General features: G+C 28.7%; 18 protein-coding genes. 12 read left to right on the forward strand and 6 right to left on the reverse strand.

Annotated features, from left to right (window positions below):
- From dnaA to CPEL_RS00045, 9 genes are all read left to right on the forward strand, one after another.
- Complete coding sequence (gene dnaA / locus CPEL_RS00005; protein ID WP_044598056.1) at positions 1–1323, forward strand: chromosomal replication initiator protein DnaA; 1323 nt, start codon at positions 1–3, stop codon at positions 1321–1323.
- 134 nt (positions 1324–1457) lie between these two features.
- The gene (gene dnaN / locus CPEL_RS00010; RefSeq protein WP_044598057.1) at positions 1458–2525 is read left to right on the forward strand and encodes a DNA polymerase III subunit beta; all 1068 of its coding nucleotides are present in this window, start codon (positions 1458–1460) and stop codon (positions 2523–2525) included.
- A gap of 9 nt (positions 2526–2534) precedes the next feature.
- A complete protein-coding gene (gyrB, locus tag CPEL_RS00015; protein ID WP_044598058.1) occupies positions 2535–4853 on the forward strand; it encodes a DNA topoisomerase (ATP-hydrolyzing) subunit B in 2319 nt (772 codons plus the stop codon).
- An 18-nt stretch (positions 4854–4871) separates the two neighbouring features.
- A complete protein-coding gene (locus CPEL_RS09475; protein ID WP_044598059.1) occupies positions 4872–5399 on the forward strand; it encodes a hypothetical protein in 528 nt (175 codons plus the stop codon).
- A gap of 26 nt (positions 5400–5425) precedes the next feature.
- Complete coding sequence (gene queF, locus CPEL_RS00025; protein WP_044598060.1) at positions 5426–5809, forward strand: preQ(1) synthase; 384 nt, start codon at positions 5426–5428, stop codon at positions 5807–5809.
- Positions 5810–5980: 171 nt separating this feature from the next.
- Entirely contained in the window at positions 5981–7237 is a 1257-nt protein-coding gene (gene sorA / locus CPEL_RS00030) for a sulfite:cytochrome c oxidoreductase molybdopterin oxidoreductase subunit (RefSeq protein WP_044598061.1), read from the forward strand.
- Positions 7238–7241: 4 nt separating this feature from the next.
- Positions 7242–7574: a sulfite:cytochrome c oxidoreductase monoheme cytochrome C subunit gene (gene sorB / locus CPEL_RS00035; protein WP_044599454.1), complete on the forward strand. Its 333-nt coding sequence runs from the start codon at positions 7242–7244 to the stop codon at positions 7572–7574.
- Between the two features lie 42 nt (positions 7575–7616).
- Complete coding sequence (locus CPEL_RS00040; RefSeq protein WP_044598062.1) at positions 7617–8261, forward strand: outer membrane beta-barrel protein; 645 nt, start codon at positions 7617–7619, stop codon at positions 8259–8261.
- A gap of 9 nt (positions 8262–8270) precedes the next feature.
- A complete protein-coding gene (locus CPEL_RS00045; RefSeq protein ID WP_044598063.1) occupies positions 8271–8480 on the forward strand; it encodes an alkylphosphonate utilization protein in 210 nt (69 codons plus the stop codon).
- A gap of 14 nt (positions 8481–8494) precedes the next feature.
- On the opposite strand, the gene thyX is transcribed toward CPEL_RS00045, so the two are convergent.
- Positions 8495–9127 carry an FAD-dependent thymidylate synthase gene (thyX, locus tag CPEL_RS00050; protein ID WP_044598064.1) on the reverse strand — a complete coding sequence of 211 codons (633 nt, stop codon included), beginning with the start codon at positions 9125–9127 and terminating at the stop codon, positions 8495–8497.
- Between the two features lie 99 nt (positions 9128–9226).
- On the opposite strand from thyX, the gene CPEL_RS00055 reads away from it, so the two are divergent.
- Genes CPEL_RS00055 through CPEL_RS08660 form a run of 3 tightly spaced genes read left to right on the forward strand, consistent with a single transcriptional unit; the run spans position 9227 to position 13049 of the window.
- Positions 9227–10867, forward strand: a complete 1641-nt coding sequence (locus tag CPEL_RS00055) for a CTP synthase (protein ID WP_044598065.1) — start codon at positions 9227–9229, stop codon at positions 10865–10867.
- Positions 10857–12428: a single-stranded-DNA-specific exonuclease RecJ gene (gene recJ, locus CPEL_RS00060; protein WP_044598066.1), complete on the forward strand. Its 1572-nt coding sequence runs from the start codon at positions 10857–10859 to the stop codon at positions 12426–12428. The genes CPEL_RS00055 and recJ overlap by 11 nt, the downstream gene beginning before the upstream one ends.
- 21 nt (positions 12429–12449) lie before the next feature.
- Positions 12450–13049, forward strand: a complete 600-nt coding sequence (locus tag CPEL_RS08660) for a lytic transglycosylase domain-containing protein (protein WP_049984547.1) — start codon at positions 12450–12452, stop codon at positions 13047–13049.
- Here the strand turns inward: CPEL_RS08660 and prfA are convergent.
- From prfA to rsmA, 5 genes are all read right to left on the reverse strand, one after another.
- Positions 13044–14111 carry a peptide chain release factor 1 gene (prfA, locus tag CPEL_RS00070; protein ID WP_044598067.1) on the reverse strand — a complete coding sequence of 356 codons (1068 nt, stop codon included), beginning with the start codon at positions 14109–14111 and terminating at the stop codon, positions 13044–13046. The two genes, CPEL_RS08660 and prfA, sit on opposite strands and share 6 nt — an antisense overlap.
- A 4-nt stretch (positions 14112–14115) precedes the next feature.
- On the reverse strand, positions 14116–14379 hold the full coding sequence (gene rpsT / locus CPEL_RS00075; protein WP_044598068.1) for a 30S ribosomal protein S20: 264 nt from the start codon (positions 14377–14379) through the stop codon (positions 14116–14118).
- A gap of 86 nt (positions 14380–14465) precedes the next feature.
- Positions 14466–15227, reverse strand: coding sequence for a pseudouridine synthase (locus tag CPEL_RS00080; RefSeq protein WP_044598069.1), 762 nt, complete (start codon positions 15225–15227; stop codon positions 14466–14468).
- A gap of 7 nt (positions 15228–15234) precedes the next feature.
- Positions 15235–17178, reverse strand: coding sequence for a ribonuclease J (locus CPEL_RS00085; RefSeq protein ID WP_148308758.1), 1944 nt, complete (start codon positions 17176–17178; stop codon positions 15235–15237).
- A complete protein-coding gene (gene rsmA / locus CPEL_RS00090) occupies positions 17144–17959 on the reverse strand; it encodes a 16S rRNA (adenine(1518)-N(6)/adenine(1519)-N(6))-dimethyltransferase RsmA (RefSeq protein WP_044598071.1) in 816 nt (271 codons plus the stop codon). Before rsmA ends, CPEL_RS00085 begins: the two co-directional genes overlap by 35 nt.
- Between the last annotated feature and the right edge of the window lie 32 nt (positions 17960–17991).

Raw genomic sequence — 17991 nt, forward strand, 5'->3', positions numbered from 1 at the left:
ATGAATATTAAAGATTTTTTACAAGAATTTAAATCAGAAATCAGCGACAACGAATATGAAACTTATATTTCACAGCTACATTTTAGTGAAAAATTAAGCAAAAACAATGTTTTAGTATTTATAGCACCTAATTATTTCTTGGCTAAATTTATACAAACAAAATATGCACAAAAATTAGCCTATTTTTATGAAGTAAAAACAGGCATAAATCCTCAAATAAACATTATCACAAATGAAATACAATACAATAAAAATAATTTTAAAGTAGATGTTTCACAAATTAAAACACAAAGCACTATATTAAATCCATCTTTTACTTTTGAAAGTTTTGTAGTAGGTGATTCTAATGTTTTTGCACACGGAACATGTAAATCTGCTACAGAAAAATTGGGAGTTTTATATAATCCTATTTTTATATATGGACCAACAGGGCTTGGCAAAACTCATTTATTGCAAGCTGTTGGTAATGCATGTTTAGAAAATGGAAAAAAAGTAATTTATGCTACTAGTGAAAATTTTATAAATGATTTTACATCTCATCTAAATAATAAAACTATGAATAAATTTCATGAAAAATATAAAAATTGTGATGTTTTACTTATAGATGATGTGCAGTTTTTAGGAAAAACTGACAAAATTCAAGAAGAATTTTTTCACACTTTCAATGAAATAAAAGAAAAATTTGGCCAAATAGTAATGACAAGTGATAATCCTCCAAATATGCTAAAAGGTATAACAGAGCGTCTAAAAAGCCGTTTTGCAAATGGAATTATCGCAGATATAACTCCTCCTCAACTTGATACAAAAATTGCTATTATAAAGAAAAAATGTGATTTCAATGCGATTGATTTAAAATCTGAAGTAATAAATTATATAGCAACTTCAATGGGAGATAATATCAGAGAAATAGAAGGTATGATAACAAATTTAAATGCCCAAGCAAGACTTTTTAACCAAGAAATTACTTTAGAAATAGTTAAAAGTTTTATGAAAGATCACATAAAAGAAACAAAAGAAAATATCAGTATAGATGATATTTTATTAGAAGTTTCAAAAACATATAACTTAAAACCAAACGATATAAAATCAAATAAAAAAACACAAAATATAGTTATAGCAAGAAGAGTAGTAATTTTTTTAGCAAGAGAACTTACAACTATGTCTATGCCTCAACTTGCAAGATTTTTTAATATGAAAGATCATACAGCAATTTCACATAATATTAAAAAAATTCAAGAACTTATAAAAGAAAATGAAAATTTAAAAATTATCATAGATGAATTAAAAAATAAAATTTTAACAAAAATAAAAAGTTCTATGTGAATAAATGTGAAAAATAAAAAAAATTATCTCACAAAGAAAATTTCTATAAAAAAAGGCTTTTAAAAAGCATTTCACATTTTCACATTACTTATTATTATGATAAAATAAATTTTAAAAAACAGAAGGAAGAAAAAATGAAAATCAGTATAAACAAAAACACTCTTGAATCAGCTATAGTTTTAACTAACTCTTATGTAGACAAAAAAGACTCAAGCAATATAGCCTCACATCTACTTTTTGAAGTTAATGAAGATAAATTAATCATTAGAGCAAGTGATTATGAAATAGGAATAAACTATAAAATTAAAAAAATAAAAGTAGAAAATTCAGGTTTTGCAACAGCAAATGCAAAAAGTATTTTAGATATTATAAAAAATTTAAATAATGAAGATGTTGTATTAGAAACTATAGAAAATTTCCTTTTTATAAGACAAAAAGGAACAAAATATAAACTTCCTATGTTTAATTATGAAGACTTTCCAAATTTTCCAAGTACTGAAGGTAAAGATAAATTTGATATAGATTCTAGTGATTTAAGTAGATCTTTGAAAAAAATTCTACCTGCTGTAGATACAAATAATCCAAAATATTCTTTAAATGGTGCATTACTTGATATAAAAACTACTCATATAAATTTTGTAGGAACAGATACTAAAAGATTAGCTATTTTTACTTTAAATAAAACAAATGATAAAGAATTTAATCTTTGTATTCCTAAAAAAGCTATCTTAGAAATGCAAAAAATATTTTTTGAGAAAATTGAAATTTATTATGATGAAAATATGCTTATTGCAAAAAATGATAATTTTGAATTTTTCACAAAATTGATTAATGATAAATTTCCTGATTATGAAAGAGTAATTCCAAAAAATATTACAAAAGAATTTATCTTTAAAACTGAAGATTTTATAGATTCTTTGAAAAAAATTAATGTAATTACTGAAAAAATGAAATTAAATTTTCATAAAAATAAACTTGTATTTGAAGGCGTAAGTTTAGACAATATGGAAGCAAAAACTGAACTTGATATAGAACTTGATATAGATGAGGAATTTAACCTTTGCATAAAAAATAAATTCATTACAGATTTTTTAAATTCAATTGAAAGTGAAACTTTTAAATTAAGCATTAATGAACCTCATATGGCATTTTTAGTATCAAGTGAAGAACTACAAACTGTGATTATGCCAGTAATTTTATAAGGAAAATAAATGCAAGAAAATAAACAATATGGCGCTGAAAATATAAAAGTTTTAAAAGGCTTAGAAGCAGTTAGAAAACGCCCAGGTATGTATATAGGAGATACAAATATAGGCGGATTACATCATATGATATATGAAGTAGTTGATAATTCTATAGATGAAGCTATGGCTGGATTTTGTAACGAAATTAATATAGAAATTACAAATGAAGGTTCTTGTATAGTAAGTGATAATGGTAGAGGAATTCCTGTTGATATACATCCAAGTGAAAATATTCCTACTTTAACCGTTGTTTTGACTATTTTACATGCTGGTGGTAAATTTGATAAAGATACTTATAAAGTTTCAGGCGGTTTGCATGGAGTTGGTGTAAGTGTTGTAAATGCTTTATCAAAAAAGTTAATTGCTACAGTTCATAGAGATGGACAAATTTATAGACAAGAATTTTCAGAAGGCAAAATAATAAGTGAATTTGAAATTATAGGAAAAACAAATAAAACAGGAACTATAATAGAATTTTGGCCTGATGATAAAATATTTGAAATAACAGAATTTGATTATGAAATTTTAGCTAAAAGATTTCGCGAACTTGCATATTTAAATCCAAAAATTACTATAAATTTTAAAGATAATCGTGTAGGTAAAAGTGAAAGTTTTCATTATGAAGGTGGAATTTCTCAATTTGTAACGGATTTAAATAAAAAACAAGCTCTAACTAAAGCTATATTTTTTAATGTAGATGAAGAAGATGTAAATGTTGAAGTAGCTTTACTTTATAATGATAGTTATAGTGAAAATTTACTTTCTTTTGTAAATAATATTAAAACTCCAGATGGTGGAACTCACGAAGCTGGTTTTAGAATGGGACTTACAAGAGTTATAAGCAATTATATAGAAGCAAATGCAAGTGCTAGAGAAAAAGATTCTAAAATTACAGGTGAAGATGTAAGAGAAGGTTTAATAGCTATTGTGAGTGTAAAAGTTCCTGAACCTCAATTTGAAGGACAAACTAAAGGAAAATTAGGATCAAGTTATGTTCGTCCTATAGTTTCTAAAGCCACATTTGAATATTTGACAAAATATTTTGAAGAAAATCCTATAGAAGCAAAAGCTATAATGAATAAAGCTTTAATGGCAGCTCGTGGTAGAGAAGCGGCTAAAAAAGCAAGAGAATTAACGCGTAAAAAAGAAAGCTCAAGTGTAGGAACTTTGCCTGGAAAATTAGCTGATTGTCAAAGTAAAGATCCAAGTGAAAGTGAAATTTATCTAGTAGAAGGTGATAGTGCTGGAGGCTCAGCAAAACAAGGTAGAGAGAGAACTTTTCAAGCTATTTTACCTTTAAGAGGAAAAATACTTAATGTTGAAAAAGCAAGACTTGATAAAATTTTAAAAAGCGAACAAATTCAAAATATGATCACAGCTTTTGGTTGTGGAATAGGTGATGATTTTGATATAGAAAAATTAAGATATCATAAAATCATTATTATGACTGATGCTGATGTAGATGGCTCTCATATACAAACTTTACTTTTAACATTTTTCTTCCGTTTTATGAATGATCTTGTAGCAAATGGCCATATTTATTTAGCTCAACCGCCTTTATATCGCTATAAAAAAGGACAAAAAAAAGAAATTTATTTAAAAGATGAAAAAGCTTTAAATGATTATTTGATCGAAACTGGTATAGAAAATTTGCCTTATGAAGGCATAGGCTTAAATGATTTAAAAGATTTTTTAAAGATAGTCGCAGCTTATAAAAATGTATTAAAAGAATTAGAAAAAAGATTTAATGTAATTTCAGTGATTAGATATTTGATAGAAAATCCTGATTTTATAAGATCAAATAATGAAGAATTATTTAATATTATAAAAGAATTTTTACAAAAACAAAATCATAATATTTTAAATTCTTATATAAATGAAAATGAAATTCGCCTTTATGTGCAAACTGAAAATGGCTTAGAAGAGCTTATAATAAATGATGATTTATTTTCTCATCCACTTTATGAAGAAGCAAATTTTATATATCAAAAAATCAAAGATAGGGATTTGAAATTTGATAAAGATATTTTAGAAATTTTAGAAGATGTAGAAAAAAATGCTAAAAAAGGTGCTTATATACAGCGTTATAAAGGTCTTGGTGAGATGAATCCTGATCAATTATGGGAAACTACTATGGATCCAAATAATCGTCGTTTATTAAAAATCACTATAGAAGACGCTCAAAGCGCAAATGATACCTTTAATCTTTTCATGGGCGATGATGTAGAACCACGCCGTGAATATATACAAACTCACGCTAAAGATGTTAAACATTTGGATGTTTAACATCTTTGTGGTAGTATTATGATTTTTTTGATTGGTGGAGAAAGTCATACTGGAAAAACTTTATTAGCTCAAAAACTTCTTGAAAAATTTTATTATCCATATTTAAGTTTAGATCATTTAAAAATGGGTTTGATTAAAGGATTAAAAGATTTTCCTTTTAAAATAGATGAAGATGAAAATATAGGTGATTTTTTATTTCCAATTATAGATGGCATAATTAAAACTAATATAGAAAATAAACAAAATTTGATTATAGAAGGAATTTATTTTACTCCTAAAGTGATGCAAAAATTTAAAAATAACTCTTATATTAAAATGCTTTATATAATTTTTTCTAAAGAGTATATTTTGCAAAATTATGAGCTAATTTATCAAAAAGAAAATATTATAGAAACTCGTTTAACCAGTGAAAAAGAAAATATAAATATTTTAATATCAAATCATCAGTATTTAAAATCACAATGTGAAAATTTTAATTTACCTTTTTTAGAAATCAAAAAAGACTATGAAATTGAAATTCAAAAAGCTTTTGAATTTTTTGTATAATTTTAATTTTAAATAGGAGAAATTGTATGAGATATGGTGAAAAAGAAATCAAAGAATTTGATGTTGAAAATATAGAAGTATGGCCAAATGATGCTAAAAATGATTATGTGATTAAAATTACTTTGCCTGAATTTATGTGTTGTTGTCCGCGTAGTGGATATCCTGATTTTGCTACTATTTATCTTGAATATATACCAAATAAATTAGTGGTAGAGCTTAAAGCTATAAAACTTTATATAAATACTTTTATGTATAAAAATGTTTCACATGAAGCAAGTATAAATGAAATTTACAATACCTTAAAAGAAAAATTAGATCCAAAATGGATAAAAGTAGTAGGTGATTTTAATCCGCGTGGTAATGTCCATACTATTATAGAATGTAGATCCGATTTAGTAATACCTAAATAACTTTTAAAGTTAATTTAACTTTAAAAGTCAATATTATATTAATTTTAAAAACATAAAATTTAAATACATTTACTTTTAGAAACACTTCATTACAAATAAGAGAATTTTTATATTATTTTATATAAAAATACTTTAAAATTTTATCTGGAAATTATATTTGAAGGATAAAACATGCAAAATCATTTAGACCAAAACCAAAATTTACAAGATGATCGTAGGGGATTTTTAAAAAATTTAGGTATTACACTTTTAGGAGCTAGTGCATTAGCAAATGTTTCTTTGGATAATTACTTTTTAGGAAGTAAAGTTCTTGCTAAAGAATTAGATACTTTTAAAATAGAAGGTAAAAAAGATGTGATTTATCATGGGCAAAGACCTATGACAGCTGAAACACAAATTTATGCTTTAGATTCTGATTTTACAAAACCTGAAAATTTCTTTGTAAGAAATAATGGTATTCCACCTGAGCTTTCTGTAATTAAAGAAAAAATGAAAAAAGGCTGGACACTTGAAATTGGTGGTGAAAGTGTAAAAAATGCCAAAACTTATACTTTAGATGAATTAAAGAAAAAATTTAAACATTACACTTATGCTTTAACTTTAGAATGCGGTGGTAATGGAAGAGGTGAAGTTATACCTAGCACTAAAGGAACTCAATGGGGATATGGAGCAGTTGCATGTGGTAGATGGACTGGAGTTAGATTAAAAGATATTTTAGAAGATTGTGGCATAAAAGATGATGCTGTTTATATAGGGTATTATGGGATCGATACAAAATTAAATGGCGAAGAAGCTTCTCCTATTAGTAGAGGTGTGCCTATGAAAAAAGCTATGCAAGATGAAACATTAATTGCTTGGGCTTATGAAGGTAAAGATATACCTTGGATTAATGGTTATCCGCTTCGTTTAGTCTGTGGAGGTTATCCTGCAAGTGCAAGCGGTAAATGGTTATCAAAAATTGTTGTAAGAAATAAAGTTCATGATGGTGAAAAAATGGAAACTTCTTACAAAGTTCCTGTAAATCCTGTAAAACCTGGTGATTTTACAACTAAAGGCGAAATGAAAATAATAGAATCTATGCCTGTTAAATCTATCATAACTAATATCAAAAATAATGACAAAATTAAAGCAAATAAAAAATTCGAAGTTAGAGGAAAAGCTTGGGCGGGTGAACTTGAAGTTAGCGAAGTTTATGTAAGTAATGATTATGGTGTAACTTGGACTAAAGCAAAAGTTGAAAAACCTTTAAATCGTCTTGCATGGCAAAAATGGAGTGCACAAATTTCAATTCCTACTAAAGGATATTATGAAATTTGGGCAAGAGCAATTGACAACAAAGGAAATAGTCAGCCTATGGTTTTAGCACAATGGAATCCTAATGGTTACATAAATAATGCTTGTCATAGAGTAAATGTTTTTGGAGTATAATATGATAAAAAAGATTGTTTTAATTTTATGTATAGGATTTTCTTTTATTTTTGCAAATTCACAATATAAAATAAATCCTGATACAGGCTTAATTATAGATGAAAATTCACCTTTAGTAGAAGCTCATTGTTTAGCATGCCATGGATCAGGATTAATTACTAATATGCGTGCAAGTAAGCAAGCTTGGCTTGCAGCTATTAGATGGATGCAAGCTTCAGAAGGTTTATGGGAAATTCCTGCTGAAGATGAAGAGAAAATTCTTAATTATCTTACAAAATATTATGGAGAAAAATACGATACAAGAAGGAGAATTCCTTTAGTTTTACTAGAAAAATAATATAATATTTTGTATTATTGTAAAAAAATATGGAGGAAGATTATGAAAATAAAGTTTTTAAGTTTAATCGCAAGTGTGGCTTTAGTTTCAAATTTAGCTTTAGCTGATGAAAATTCTGGTTTATTTTTAGGAGTAGATGCTGGATGGTTTCATACTAAAGTAAATTCTGATCTTGATCATACTAATAAAAATACAAAATACAATGGTGATTTAGAAGGTGATATACCTGTTTTTGGCTTAAGAGCAGGTTATCGTTTTAGTGAAAATCATAGAATTTATGGTGCTTATAGTTATTCTAGTGAATTTAGTGATGTAATCAATACACCAAAATTAAAAATAGATGGAGAATTTACTACTCATAAAATTTTATTTGGTTATGATTTTACTCCAAAAATTTTTGAAAAAACAAGAGCTGTTTTTGGGGCTTATGGTGGATATGCAAGAACTGATATCACTTTAAAAACTAGATTTTTATCATTATCTCAAGATTTTGATGGATATACTTATGGAGCAAAAATAGGTGCTTTATATGAATTAAATCCTTCAAATGAGATAGAATTTGGTTTTAAGGCCGAACAAACTCATTATAATACAAGAAATTTCTATCAAAATGCTGTAGGTTCAAACTTTTATGATCCTAAACAAACTAATTATGGTTTATATCTAGGATATACCTATAAATTCTAAGGAGAATATATGCCAAAAGATGCAAATGGAACAGAACTTAGTGCAGGTGATAGTGTAAATGTTATAAAAGATTTAAAAGTTAAAGGAGCTAGCACAACTTTAAAGCGTGGCACTACTATAAAAAATATCAAATTAACTAGTAAAGAAACAGAAATCGAAGCTAAAGTTGATAAATTTGGAGTTATAGTTTTAAAAACTGAATTTCTTAAAAAAATCTAAACGAAAATTCCCAATTAGTTTTGGGAATTTTCCTCTTGATAAACACAATGTTTAAATATAAATTGATGATCTTTGGGTAAATTTTCAAATAAAGCATTTGCTAAATTTCTTATCTCCCAAAGTGCAGATTTTGAACTTCTAAGCGTAATGAAATTTTGCAAACTTCTTGCATTTATAGTTAAAGTGAGTTCGGTTTTATAGCTTTCTGGTAAGCAGTATTTTGCTATATCTAAACTTATGCTATTTTGCAAGATTAAGCGTAAATTTTCTAGGGCTTTTATGCTTGCATTATCTACTACTTCATTTCCAGTTAAAACTAGATATCTTTTAGCATTTTCAAAATCATTTTCTTTAAATTCAGCTTCATTTCTAAGCTCTTTTAATGTATATCTTGTGCTTTTTACACTTGGGCTTGTGTGTCTATGTCTTGCAACTTCTTGCAAACAAGCACGAGAAATTCCTTGTATATAAAATGTATAGTTTAAATGCTCTAAGGTTGATGCGTGTTTGAATTTATTTCCTACTCGATCGATTAATTCTTTATCTTTTTCGCCACCACAATCACCCTTATCAAAGCTTTGCCAACAAGTCCTAGTAGCATGGGAGCATATATTTAATGGAGTATAGTTTAGCAATGTTACTTTCATTGATGCATCCTTTTAAAATAATCTTATTTTACAAAAAGGTTTATAAAAATAAAATTTTTTATTCGTTATAATTTAAAAAAAGTAAATTAAGGTTATTTTATGAAATTAAAGCAAACTAAATATATTTTTGTAACAGGTGGAGTTTTAAGTTCTTTAGGCAAGGGTATTGCAGCTGCTTCTATTGCCACGATTTTAAAAAATTCAGGTTTAAAAGTAAGCATTTTAAAAGCTGATCCTTATATAAATGTAGATCCTGGCACTATGAGTCCTTTAGAGCATGGAGAGGTTTTTGTAACTGAAGATGGAGCAGAAACTGATCTTGACTTAGGACATTATGAAAGATTTTTGAATGAAAATTTATCTCAAGATAATAATTTTACCACAGGTAGGGTTTATCAAAGTGTTATAGAAAAAGAAAGAAGAGGAGAATACCTTGGAAAAACTATACAAGTAATCCCTCATATAGTAGATGAAATAAAAAATCGTATAAAAAAAGCAGGAATTGATAAAGATATATTAATAGTAGAAATTGGAGGAACGGTTGGCGATATAGAAGGTTTGCCATTTTTAGAAGCTATTAGAGCTTTAAAACTTGAAGTGGGTAAAAATGAAGCTATGAATGTGCATTTAACCTTAGTGCCATTTATAAAAGCAGCAGGGGAATTAAAAACAAAACCAACTCAGCATAGCGTTGGGGAATTACGCCGTATAGGGATTAGCCCTGATATGATTATTTGCAGAAGTGAAAAATCTTTAGACAGAGAATTAAAAGATAAAATCGCAATTTCATGCGGAGTAGAGAAAAACTGCGTTATAGAAAGTGTGGATGCTGCTAGCATTTATCAAATTCCACTTAATTTTTTAAAACAAGATATTTTAAATTCCATAGCTAATTTACTTGATTTAAAAAATTTAAAACCAAATATGAATGAATGGGATTGTTTAGTAAAAAGAGTTATCGCTCCAAGTAATGAACTTAGTATAGCTTTTGTTGGAAAATATGTGGATTTAAAAGAAAGTTATAAAAGCTTAACAGAAGCTATCATCCATGCAGGTGCAGCACTTGATGCAAGGGTAAATTTAAAATGGATTGATAGCGAAAAACTAGAAAATTCAAACATAAAAGAACATTTTAAAGATGTAAGTGGAATTTTAGTAGCAGGAGGCTTTGGATACCGCGGAGTAGAAGGAAAAATCAAAGCCATACAATATGCAAGAGAAAATAAAATTCCATTTTTAGGAATTTGTTTGGGTATGCAGCTTTCTTTAGTGGAATTTGCTAGAAATGTTTTAAAACTTGAAGATGCTAATTCTCATGAATTTGATGAAAATTGTAAAAATCCAATTATCTTTTTAATTGATGAATTTATTGATGGAAGTGGAAAAAAGCAAATTAGAACAAGCAAAACTCCACTTGGTGGGACTATGCGTCTTGGTGCTTATGAATGTTATATCAAAGAAAATACGCTTTTAAGCAGGGTTTATAAAGGTGAAAAGAGTGTTAAAGAACGCCACCGCCACCGCTATGAAGCAAATCCAAAATACAAAGAAATGTTTGAAAAAAATGGAATGATTATTAGTGGCGAAAATGAAGGTTTGGTTGAGGCTGTGGAGCTTAAAGATCATCCATTCTTTTTAGCTGTGCAGTTTCATCCAGAATTTACTTCACGCTTAGTTAATGTTAATCCAGCAATTTTTTCTTTTATAAATGCTTCTTTAGAAAAAAACTATGCTAACTAAAGCTAAGATAAAAGAAATTTTACATCAGCGTTTTGTAAATGATACTCATGTAAAACTTTGTGATTTACCTATGCCATCTTGCTTGAAAGATGTTTATAAAGGTGCTTTACGCATTAAAGAAGCTATTGAAAAAAATCAAAAAGTAGCTATAGTGGGTGATTATGATGTTGATGGGGTGATATCATGTGTGATTTTATCTGAATTTTTTGATGATATTGGTTTTGATTATGTGGTAAAAATTCCAAATCGTTTTAAAGATGGTTATGGCTTAAATGAAGAAATTATCAATGAACTTGATAAGGTAGATTTAATCATCACGGTGGATAATGGCATAGCAGCATTTGAGGCTGCAGAACTTTGCTTACAAAAAGGAATTGATTTAATCATTACTGATCATCACATGCCACCAGAAAATTTACCAAAAGCGTATGCTATTATCAATCCAAAGCAAAAAGATTGCGAATTTCCAGATATTGAAATTTGTGGGGCTCAAGTAGCATGGTATTTAGTTGCTGCTTTAAAAGAAGTTTGTAAGATTAATTATAATATGTGTAAATTTATAGAACTTTTAGCTATAGCTATAATCGCAGATATGATGGAGCTTAGAGACTTAAATAGAGCATTAGTTAGAAAAGGTATAGAATGTATTAATGACTCAAAACGAGCAGCATTTAAAGCTATTAAGCAGTGTTTTGGAAAAGATAAATTTGAACTTGAAAATATTGGTTTTTTGATTGCACCTTTGATAAATAGTGCAGGAAGAATGGATGATGCGATTATTTCTTATAAATTTTTGCATTCTAAAAATATAAATGAAGTGATGAAGTATTTAGAGCAAATTATCGCTTACAATAATAATCGCAAAGATGAAGAACGAGAGCTTTTTAAGCAATGCTTAGAGCAAGTTAATGAAAATCATCCTGTGATTATAGTCAATGGGCAAAATTGGCATGAAGGAGTTTTAGGTATAGTTGCATCGCGTTTAGCAAAACATTTTAACAAACCTGCTTTTGTTTTTTCAGAATGTGAGCAAAAGGCTAAAGCTAGTGTTAGAAGTGTAGGTAAAATAGATATTTTAAATGTTATAGAACAAGCCAAAGAATTTGTTTTAAGCTATGGTGGACACAAAGGTGCTGCAGGGGTTATGGTAGAGCTTGAAAATTTAGAATCTTTCAAAAACAAACTTAATGATATTTGTCAAAGTATTCCAAAAGAAGATTTTTACAATACAGAGGAAGTTTTAGGTAGTATTGATCCAAATGAAGTAGATTTTGAATTACTAGAACTTTTAGAGTCTTTTGAACCTTATGGCCATAAAAATCCTAAGCCACATTTTAAATTTAGCCAACTTCTTGTAAAAAATAAGAAAAAAATAGGCAAAGATGAAAGTCATATGAAATTGATTTTAACCCAAGGGAATAAAACTTTAGAAGCTTTATTTTTTAATTTTGATCATGAACCAAAACTTGGTGAAAATATAGATTTTATCGCTAGTATTTCTAAAAATAACTTCAAAGGTTTAATAACTCCTCAACTAACCATAAAAGAGATTATAAAATAATTATTTATATCAAGGAAGTATATGTTTAAAATAATTTTATTTTTAGTAATGATTTTTAATTATGCTTTAACATATGAAACAAAAATTTTTATAGCAAATACCTATATACCAGAAAATTTTTACAAGTATGATAAAGAATTCAAACAAGCTGCTAAAAAATACAATATACCTATGGTTTTACTTAAAGCTATATCACTTACTGAAAATGCAAAATATAAACACGATATCATAGGAAAAAACAAAAATAAAACTAAAGATTATGGTTTGATGCAAATTAATAGTATTCATTTACAACGCTTTGGACTCAAAGAAAAAGATATTATAAAACCTAGTGTTAATATAGACACAGCTGCAAGATTGCTCCATGAGCTTATTCAAAAATATGGTTTTAATTGGGATGCTATAGGAAGATATCATTCAGCTAATTCAAAATATAAAAATATATGGCTACATAAAGTAATGTCGCATTTGATGGCTATAATTTTAAAAGATAGCAAAAAATTAATTTCTATGGAAAAATTTAGGGTTATGAAGCTTGCATCGTTGTTAGTGAATTTTAATGAAGAACATTATATACAATTAGCAAATACTGAAAAATATATTAAAAACAAGAATTTATAAATTTTCTTGTTTTAAAGCTTCTGATTGATAGTAAGCGATTAATGGTTCGATAATCTCATCAAAAAGACCACCTTCTAAAATCGCATCAAGTCTATATAAAGTAAGGTTAATTCTATGATCGCTAATTCTATTTTGTGGAAAATTATAAGTGCGTATGCGTTCGCTTCTATCACCACTTCCAACTTGTGATTTTCTAGCTTCGCTTTCTTTAGCTAGGCGTTCTTGCTCTTGCATTTCAAAGAGCCTTGCTTTTAATACCTTCATAGCACTTTCTTTATTTTTATGTTGACTTTTGCCATCTTGATTTACTACGACTATACCTGTTGGGATATGCGTGATTCTAACAGCACTATCTGTGGTATTTACACTTTGTCCACCATGTCCACTACTTCTCATAACATCGATTTTTAAATCATTGGGATTGATTTGAATTTCCACATCATCAACTTCAGGCATGATAGCTACTGTGATAGCTGAAGTATGCACTCTCCCTTGAGATTCTGTTTGAGGAACTCTTTGAACCCTATGTGTTCCACCTTCGTATTTTAATCTTGAATAAGCCCCACTTCCTTTTATAAGTATAATAATTTCTTTAAATCCACCTACACTACCTTCGCTTGAACTTACGATTTCATATTTATAGTCACGATTTTCAGCATAGCGTATATAAGCTTTTACTAAATCTCCAACAAATAAAGAAGCTTCATCTCCGCCTGTTCCTGCGCGAATTTCTAAGAAAATATTTTTATCATCATTTGGATCTTTAGGAAGTAAAAGAATTTTTAATTCCTCTTCAAGTTGAGGTTTTAAAACTTCTAAATTTTTTAGCTCTTCTTTTGCAAGTTCACCTAATTCTGTATCAGATAAAAGAAGTTTATTTTCTTCTATATCATTTAAAGTTTTGAGGTATTCTTGTGCTTTTTCTACTATGGGTTCTAGATTTTTTTGCTCTTTAGATAGAGCAGTCATTTTGGAAACATCATTGGAGATATTAACATCACTAAGAAGAGTATTTAACTCATCAAAGCGTGCTAAAAAAGGTTTAAGTTTGTCAGCTAACATTAAATTATGCTATTTTATTTACCAATAACGCTAATCTACTTACACGGCGTGAAGCAGTTTGTTTTTTCAAAAATCCACGACTTACCATAGCATGAATGCTTTTGTTAGCTATTTTTAATGCATTTTGTGCTGCTTCTTTGTCATTGTTTGCTGCTGCTTCGCGAACAGCTTTTGTGATATTTTTTAATCTTGTTCTATAAAATCTATTTCTTTCTGTTCTTTTTATAGTTTGTCTTGCTCTTTTTTCAGCAGATTTATGGTTTGCCATAATTTTCCTTTTTTATATAAATTAAATTGCTAATTATAGTAAAATAAAATTAAATTTTAATTAATTTAAGTCATTTTAAAGTATTATTAATATCTAATATTATTCATTCTTAAAAAATCGCGTAGTTTTTCATACTCACCATTTTCTAAAAAGCGGTATTTACCTGCTTTTAACATACCAAGATCTAAAGCCCCAAAAGCCACTCTTTTAAGATCCATCACTTCTAAATCAAAATGTCCAAAAAAGCGTCTTAGCTCTCTATTTTTACCTTCATTAATGATTACTTTTAGCTTTGTATAGCCACCACTTGAGCCAAAAATTTCAAAACCTAAAAAGGGAGCAAAACTCATAGATGTTATTTTGGTTTTAGCGTGAGCGCCTTTTTTTTCATTTTGAATTTCTAAGCCATTTTGCATAGCTTCGATGACATTTTTATCTATATTGCCTTTTACTTTTAAGTAGTATTCTCTTTCTAAATCACTATGCATTAGTGCATGGGCTATCACAGGAGAATCCGTTAGCAAAAGCAAACCCTCACTTGCAAAGTCAAGCCTTCCAACACTAAGCCAAGTGCTAAATTGTTTTGGTAAGGTATGATAAATAGTTTTTCTACCCCTATCATCTTTTTTGCTGACTATTTCACCCTTTTGTTTGTGATAAATGATGACTGAAAACTGGGTTTTTTTATGCAACTTTTTGCCATTTATAAAAACTTTATCTTCAGCATTCACGCTATCATTTAGCAAGGCTTTTTTTTGATTGATTTTTACTAAGCCTTGCTTGATTAGCTCATCAGCCTCACGGCGAGAGTATTTGCTATTGTGTGAGATGAATTTATTAATTCTCATTTTCAGCCTACATCACAAAAATAGTTGGCACTATGGTTGGGTATTTTTTGATTTTTCTAAAAATATGCTTTCTTAGCACTTGTCTAATTTGAGCTTCTAAAACTTTTGGATTGTCTAAAATTTCATCTTTTACATTAGGGAAAAATTGACTTAAAACATCGCTCATTTCTTTTGAAAATGCTCCATCTTGTTTATCAGCTACCAAACCATAGCTAAATACTCTTGGTTTATTAATAAGCGTTTTGCTTGCTTTATCAAGCTGAGCAATGATAACAACTATACCGCTATCTGCTAGTTTTTGTCTATCAATTACCACATCATCTGCGATTTGTTTGTTGATTTGATTATCTACAAAAACCTTTCCTGTTTTAACCGTTTTTACGCGTTTGATGTATTTTTGGCAAAGCTCTACTTGATCTCCATCGCTCATTAAATAAATGTTTCTTTCAGGTATGCCACATTTTAGTGCAGTTTCTTTGTGTTTGTTGATATGATTATATTCTCCATGCACTGGTAAGAAAAATTTAGGTTTTACCAAAGTAAGCATAAGTTTTTGCTCTTCTATGCTAGCGTGCCCGCTTACATGAATTTCGCTAAATTCTTGATAAGCAACTTTAGCTCCTGCTTTTAAAAGAAAATCAAGCACAGCAGAAACATTTGCTTCATTTCCTGGTATGGCTTTAGCTGAAATGATAACTTGATCGCTTGGTTTGATTTTGATAAATTTATGCTCATCAGTTGCCATTCTATATAAAGCACTCATGGTTTCACCTTGGCTTCCTGTAGTTACTATAAGCACTTCATTGTCTTTGTATTTGCTAACTTCATCAGCGTCAATGAAAATTTTTCTATCAAGTTTGATATAACCAAGTTCCATGGTGGTATAGAGATTTCTTTCCATAGAACGCCCTATCACACAAACCTTTCTGCCGTATTTTAAACCATAACTAATAGCTTGATATACGCGGTGGATATTAGAGCTAAAGGTGCTCATGATCACCCTGCCCTTAGTTTTAGCAAAAATTTGATCAAAAGTAGGCCCTACAGAGCTTTCACTTTTTGTGTAACCTTCTTTATATGAGTTTGTGCTATCACTTAAAAGACAAAGCACCCCTTCTTCGCCATATTGAGCTAAACGACTTAAATCCGTTGGGTAACCATCAATTGGAGTTTGATCTATCTTAAAATCACCTGTGTGTATGATAGTTCCTGCTTTAGTTTTAATAGCTAGCGCACATGCATCGATGATAGAGTGGGTTATGTGAATCCATTCTAAATCAAAATCACCTATTTCATAAATTTGTCTTTTGGTGATTGGTCTAAACCATTTACGCTCAGCTTTTAAGCCATGTTCTTCAAATTTGTTTGAAATCATACCTAGGGCTAAAGGTGTCGCATAGATAGGAAATTGGAATTCTTTGAAAAAATACGGCACTGCACCGATATGATCTTCATGAGCATGTGTGATTATAATGGCACGAATTTTATCTTTTATCTTTCTAACATAGTCAAAATCAGGTATGATGATATCTACCCCATGCATAGTTCCATCAGGAAAACTCATACCTATATCAACAATAATCGCATCATTATTGGTTTCAAAAACGGTGATATTTCCACCAATTTCTCCAAGCCCACCCAAAGGCGTAATACGGATTTTATGCTCGCTTGAGTTATTGTGTTTTAAAGGGTGGAGTCTTAACTCATGCATGATTTTATTTGCTTGTATACTTTTAGCAAGTTCTACTTGCCATTCTTCATTACCACTTAATTTAGAAGGTAAATTTCTATTTTTTTTCTTTCTCTTTTTTTCTTCAACATTTTCATTTTGAATATTTTCTAGTTTTGCCTCGTTTTGTTCTAAATTTTGTGATTCTTTTCTTTTTTTATTTTTAAATTTGTTAAATCTTCTAGGTTTATTTTGTTCTTGAGTTTTGTTTTCTTCGCTCATAATCATCCTTTAAATAATCATAAATTTTAAGGTATAAATCAACGCTAATTTCATGAGCTCTTGAAGTAGGTGAGATATTTAGTGCATTAAAGGCTTTTAATATTTTTTCTTTTTTATCTTTGAAATTTGATATAAGTTGTTTTCTTGGGTTTTGAAAACACACTCTAAGAAAATCTTTAAAAGCTTTTATATTGTCACATTTTTGCTGATAATGGCTAAATTTTATTAGCTTTATCACAGCTGAAGTAACTTTTGGCGGAGGATTAAAGCTTTGTGGTTTTATATCAAAAAGCATTTGTCTTTGGCAGATTAATGCACAAAGCACCCCTAGAGCCGAAAAATTACTTTCTTTCTCACTTGCACAAAATTTTTGTGCTACTTCTTTTTGCACCATAACTATAAGCCCTAAACAATTTTCATCTTCTAAGGCTTGTAAAATCAAATTTGTAGCAATATAATAAGGTAAATTCGCTACTAAAAAATACTCTTTTTCGCTTAAACTTCCTTTTTCAAATGCATCGCTTGCATTTTGATGTATAAGCTCAAAATTTCCACCTTCAATCTCATTTTGAAATTTTTTATTCAAAATAGGAATTAAATCTTTGTCAATCTCATAAGCTTTTACCTTAGAGACTTTCAAAAGTTCTTGCGTTAAATCACCTAAGCCAGGCCCAATCTCAACTATATTTTTAGTATCTTTGGGTATGGCTTGGATGATTTTTGCTACCACGCTTTTATCTTCTAAAAAATTTTGCCCAAAATGTTTTTTTGCTTTAATCATAAAAATATTTTATCTAAAAAATATTAATTATA

The sequence above is a fragment of the Campylobacter peloridis LMG 23910 genome, assembly GCF_000816785.1.
GTDB lineage: Bacteria > Campylobacterota > Campylobacteria > Campylobacterales > Campylobacteraceae > Campylobacter_D > Campylobacter_D peloridis.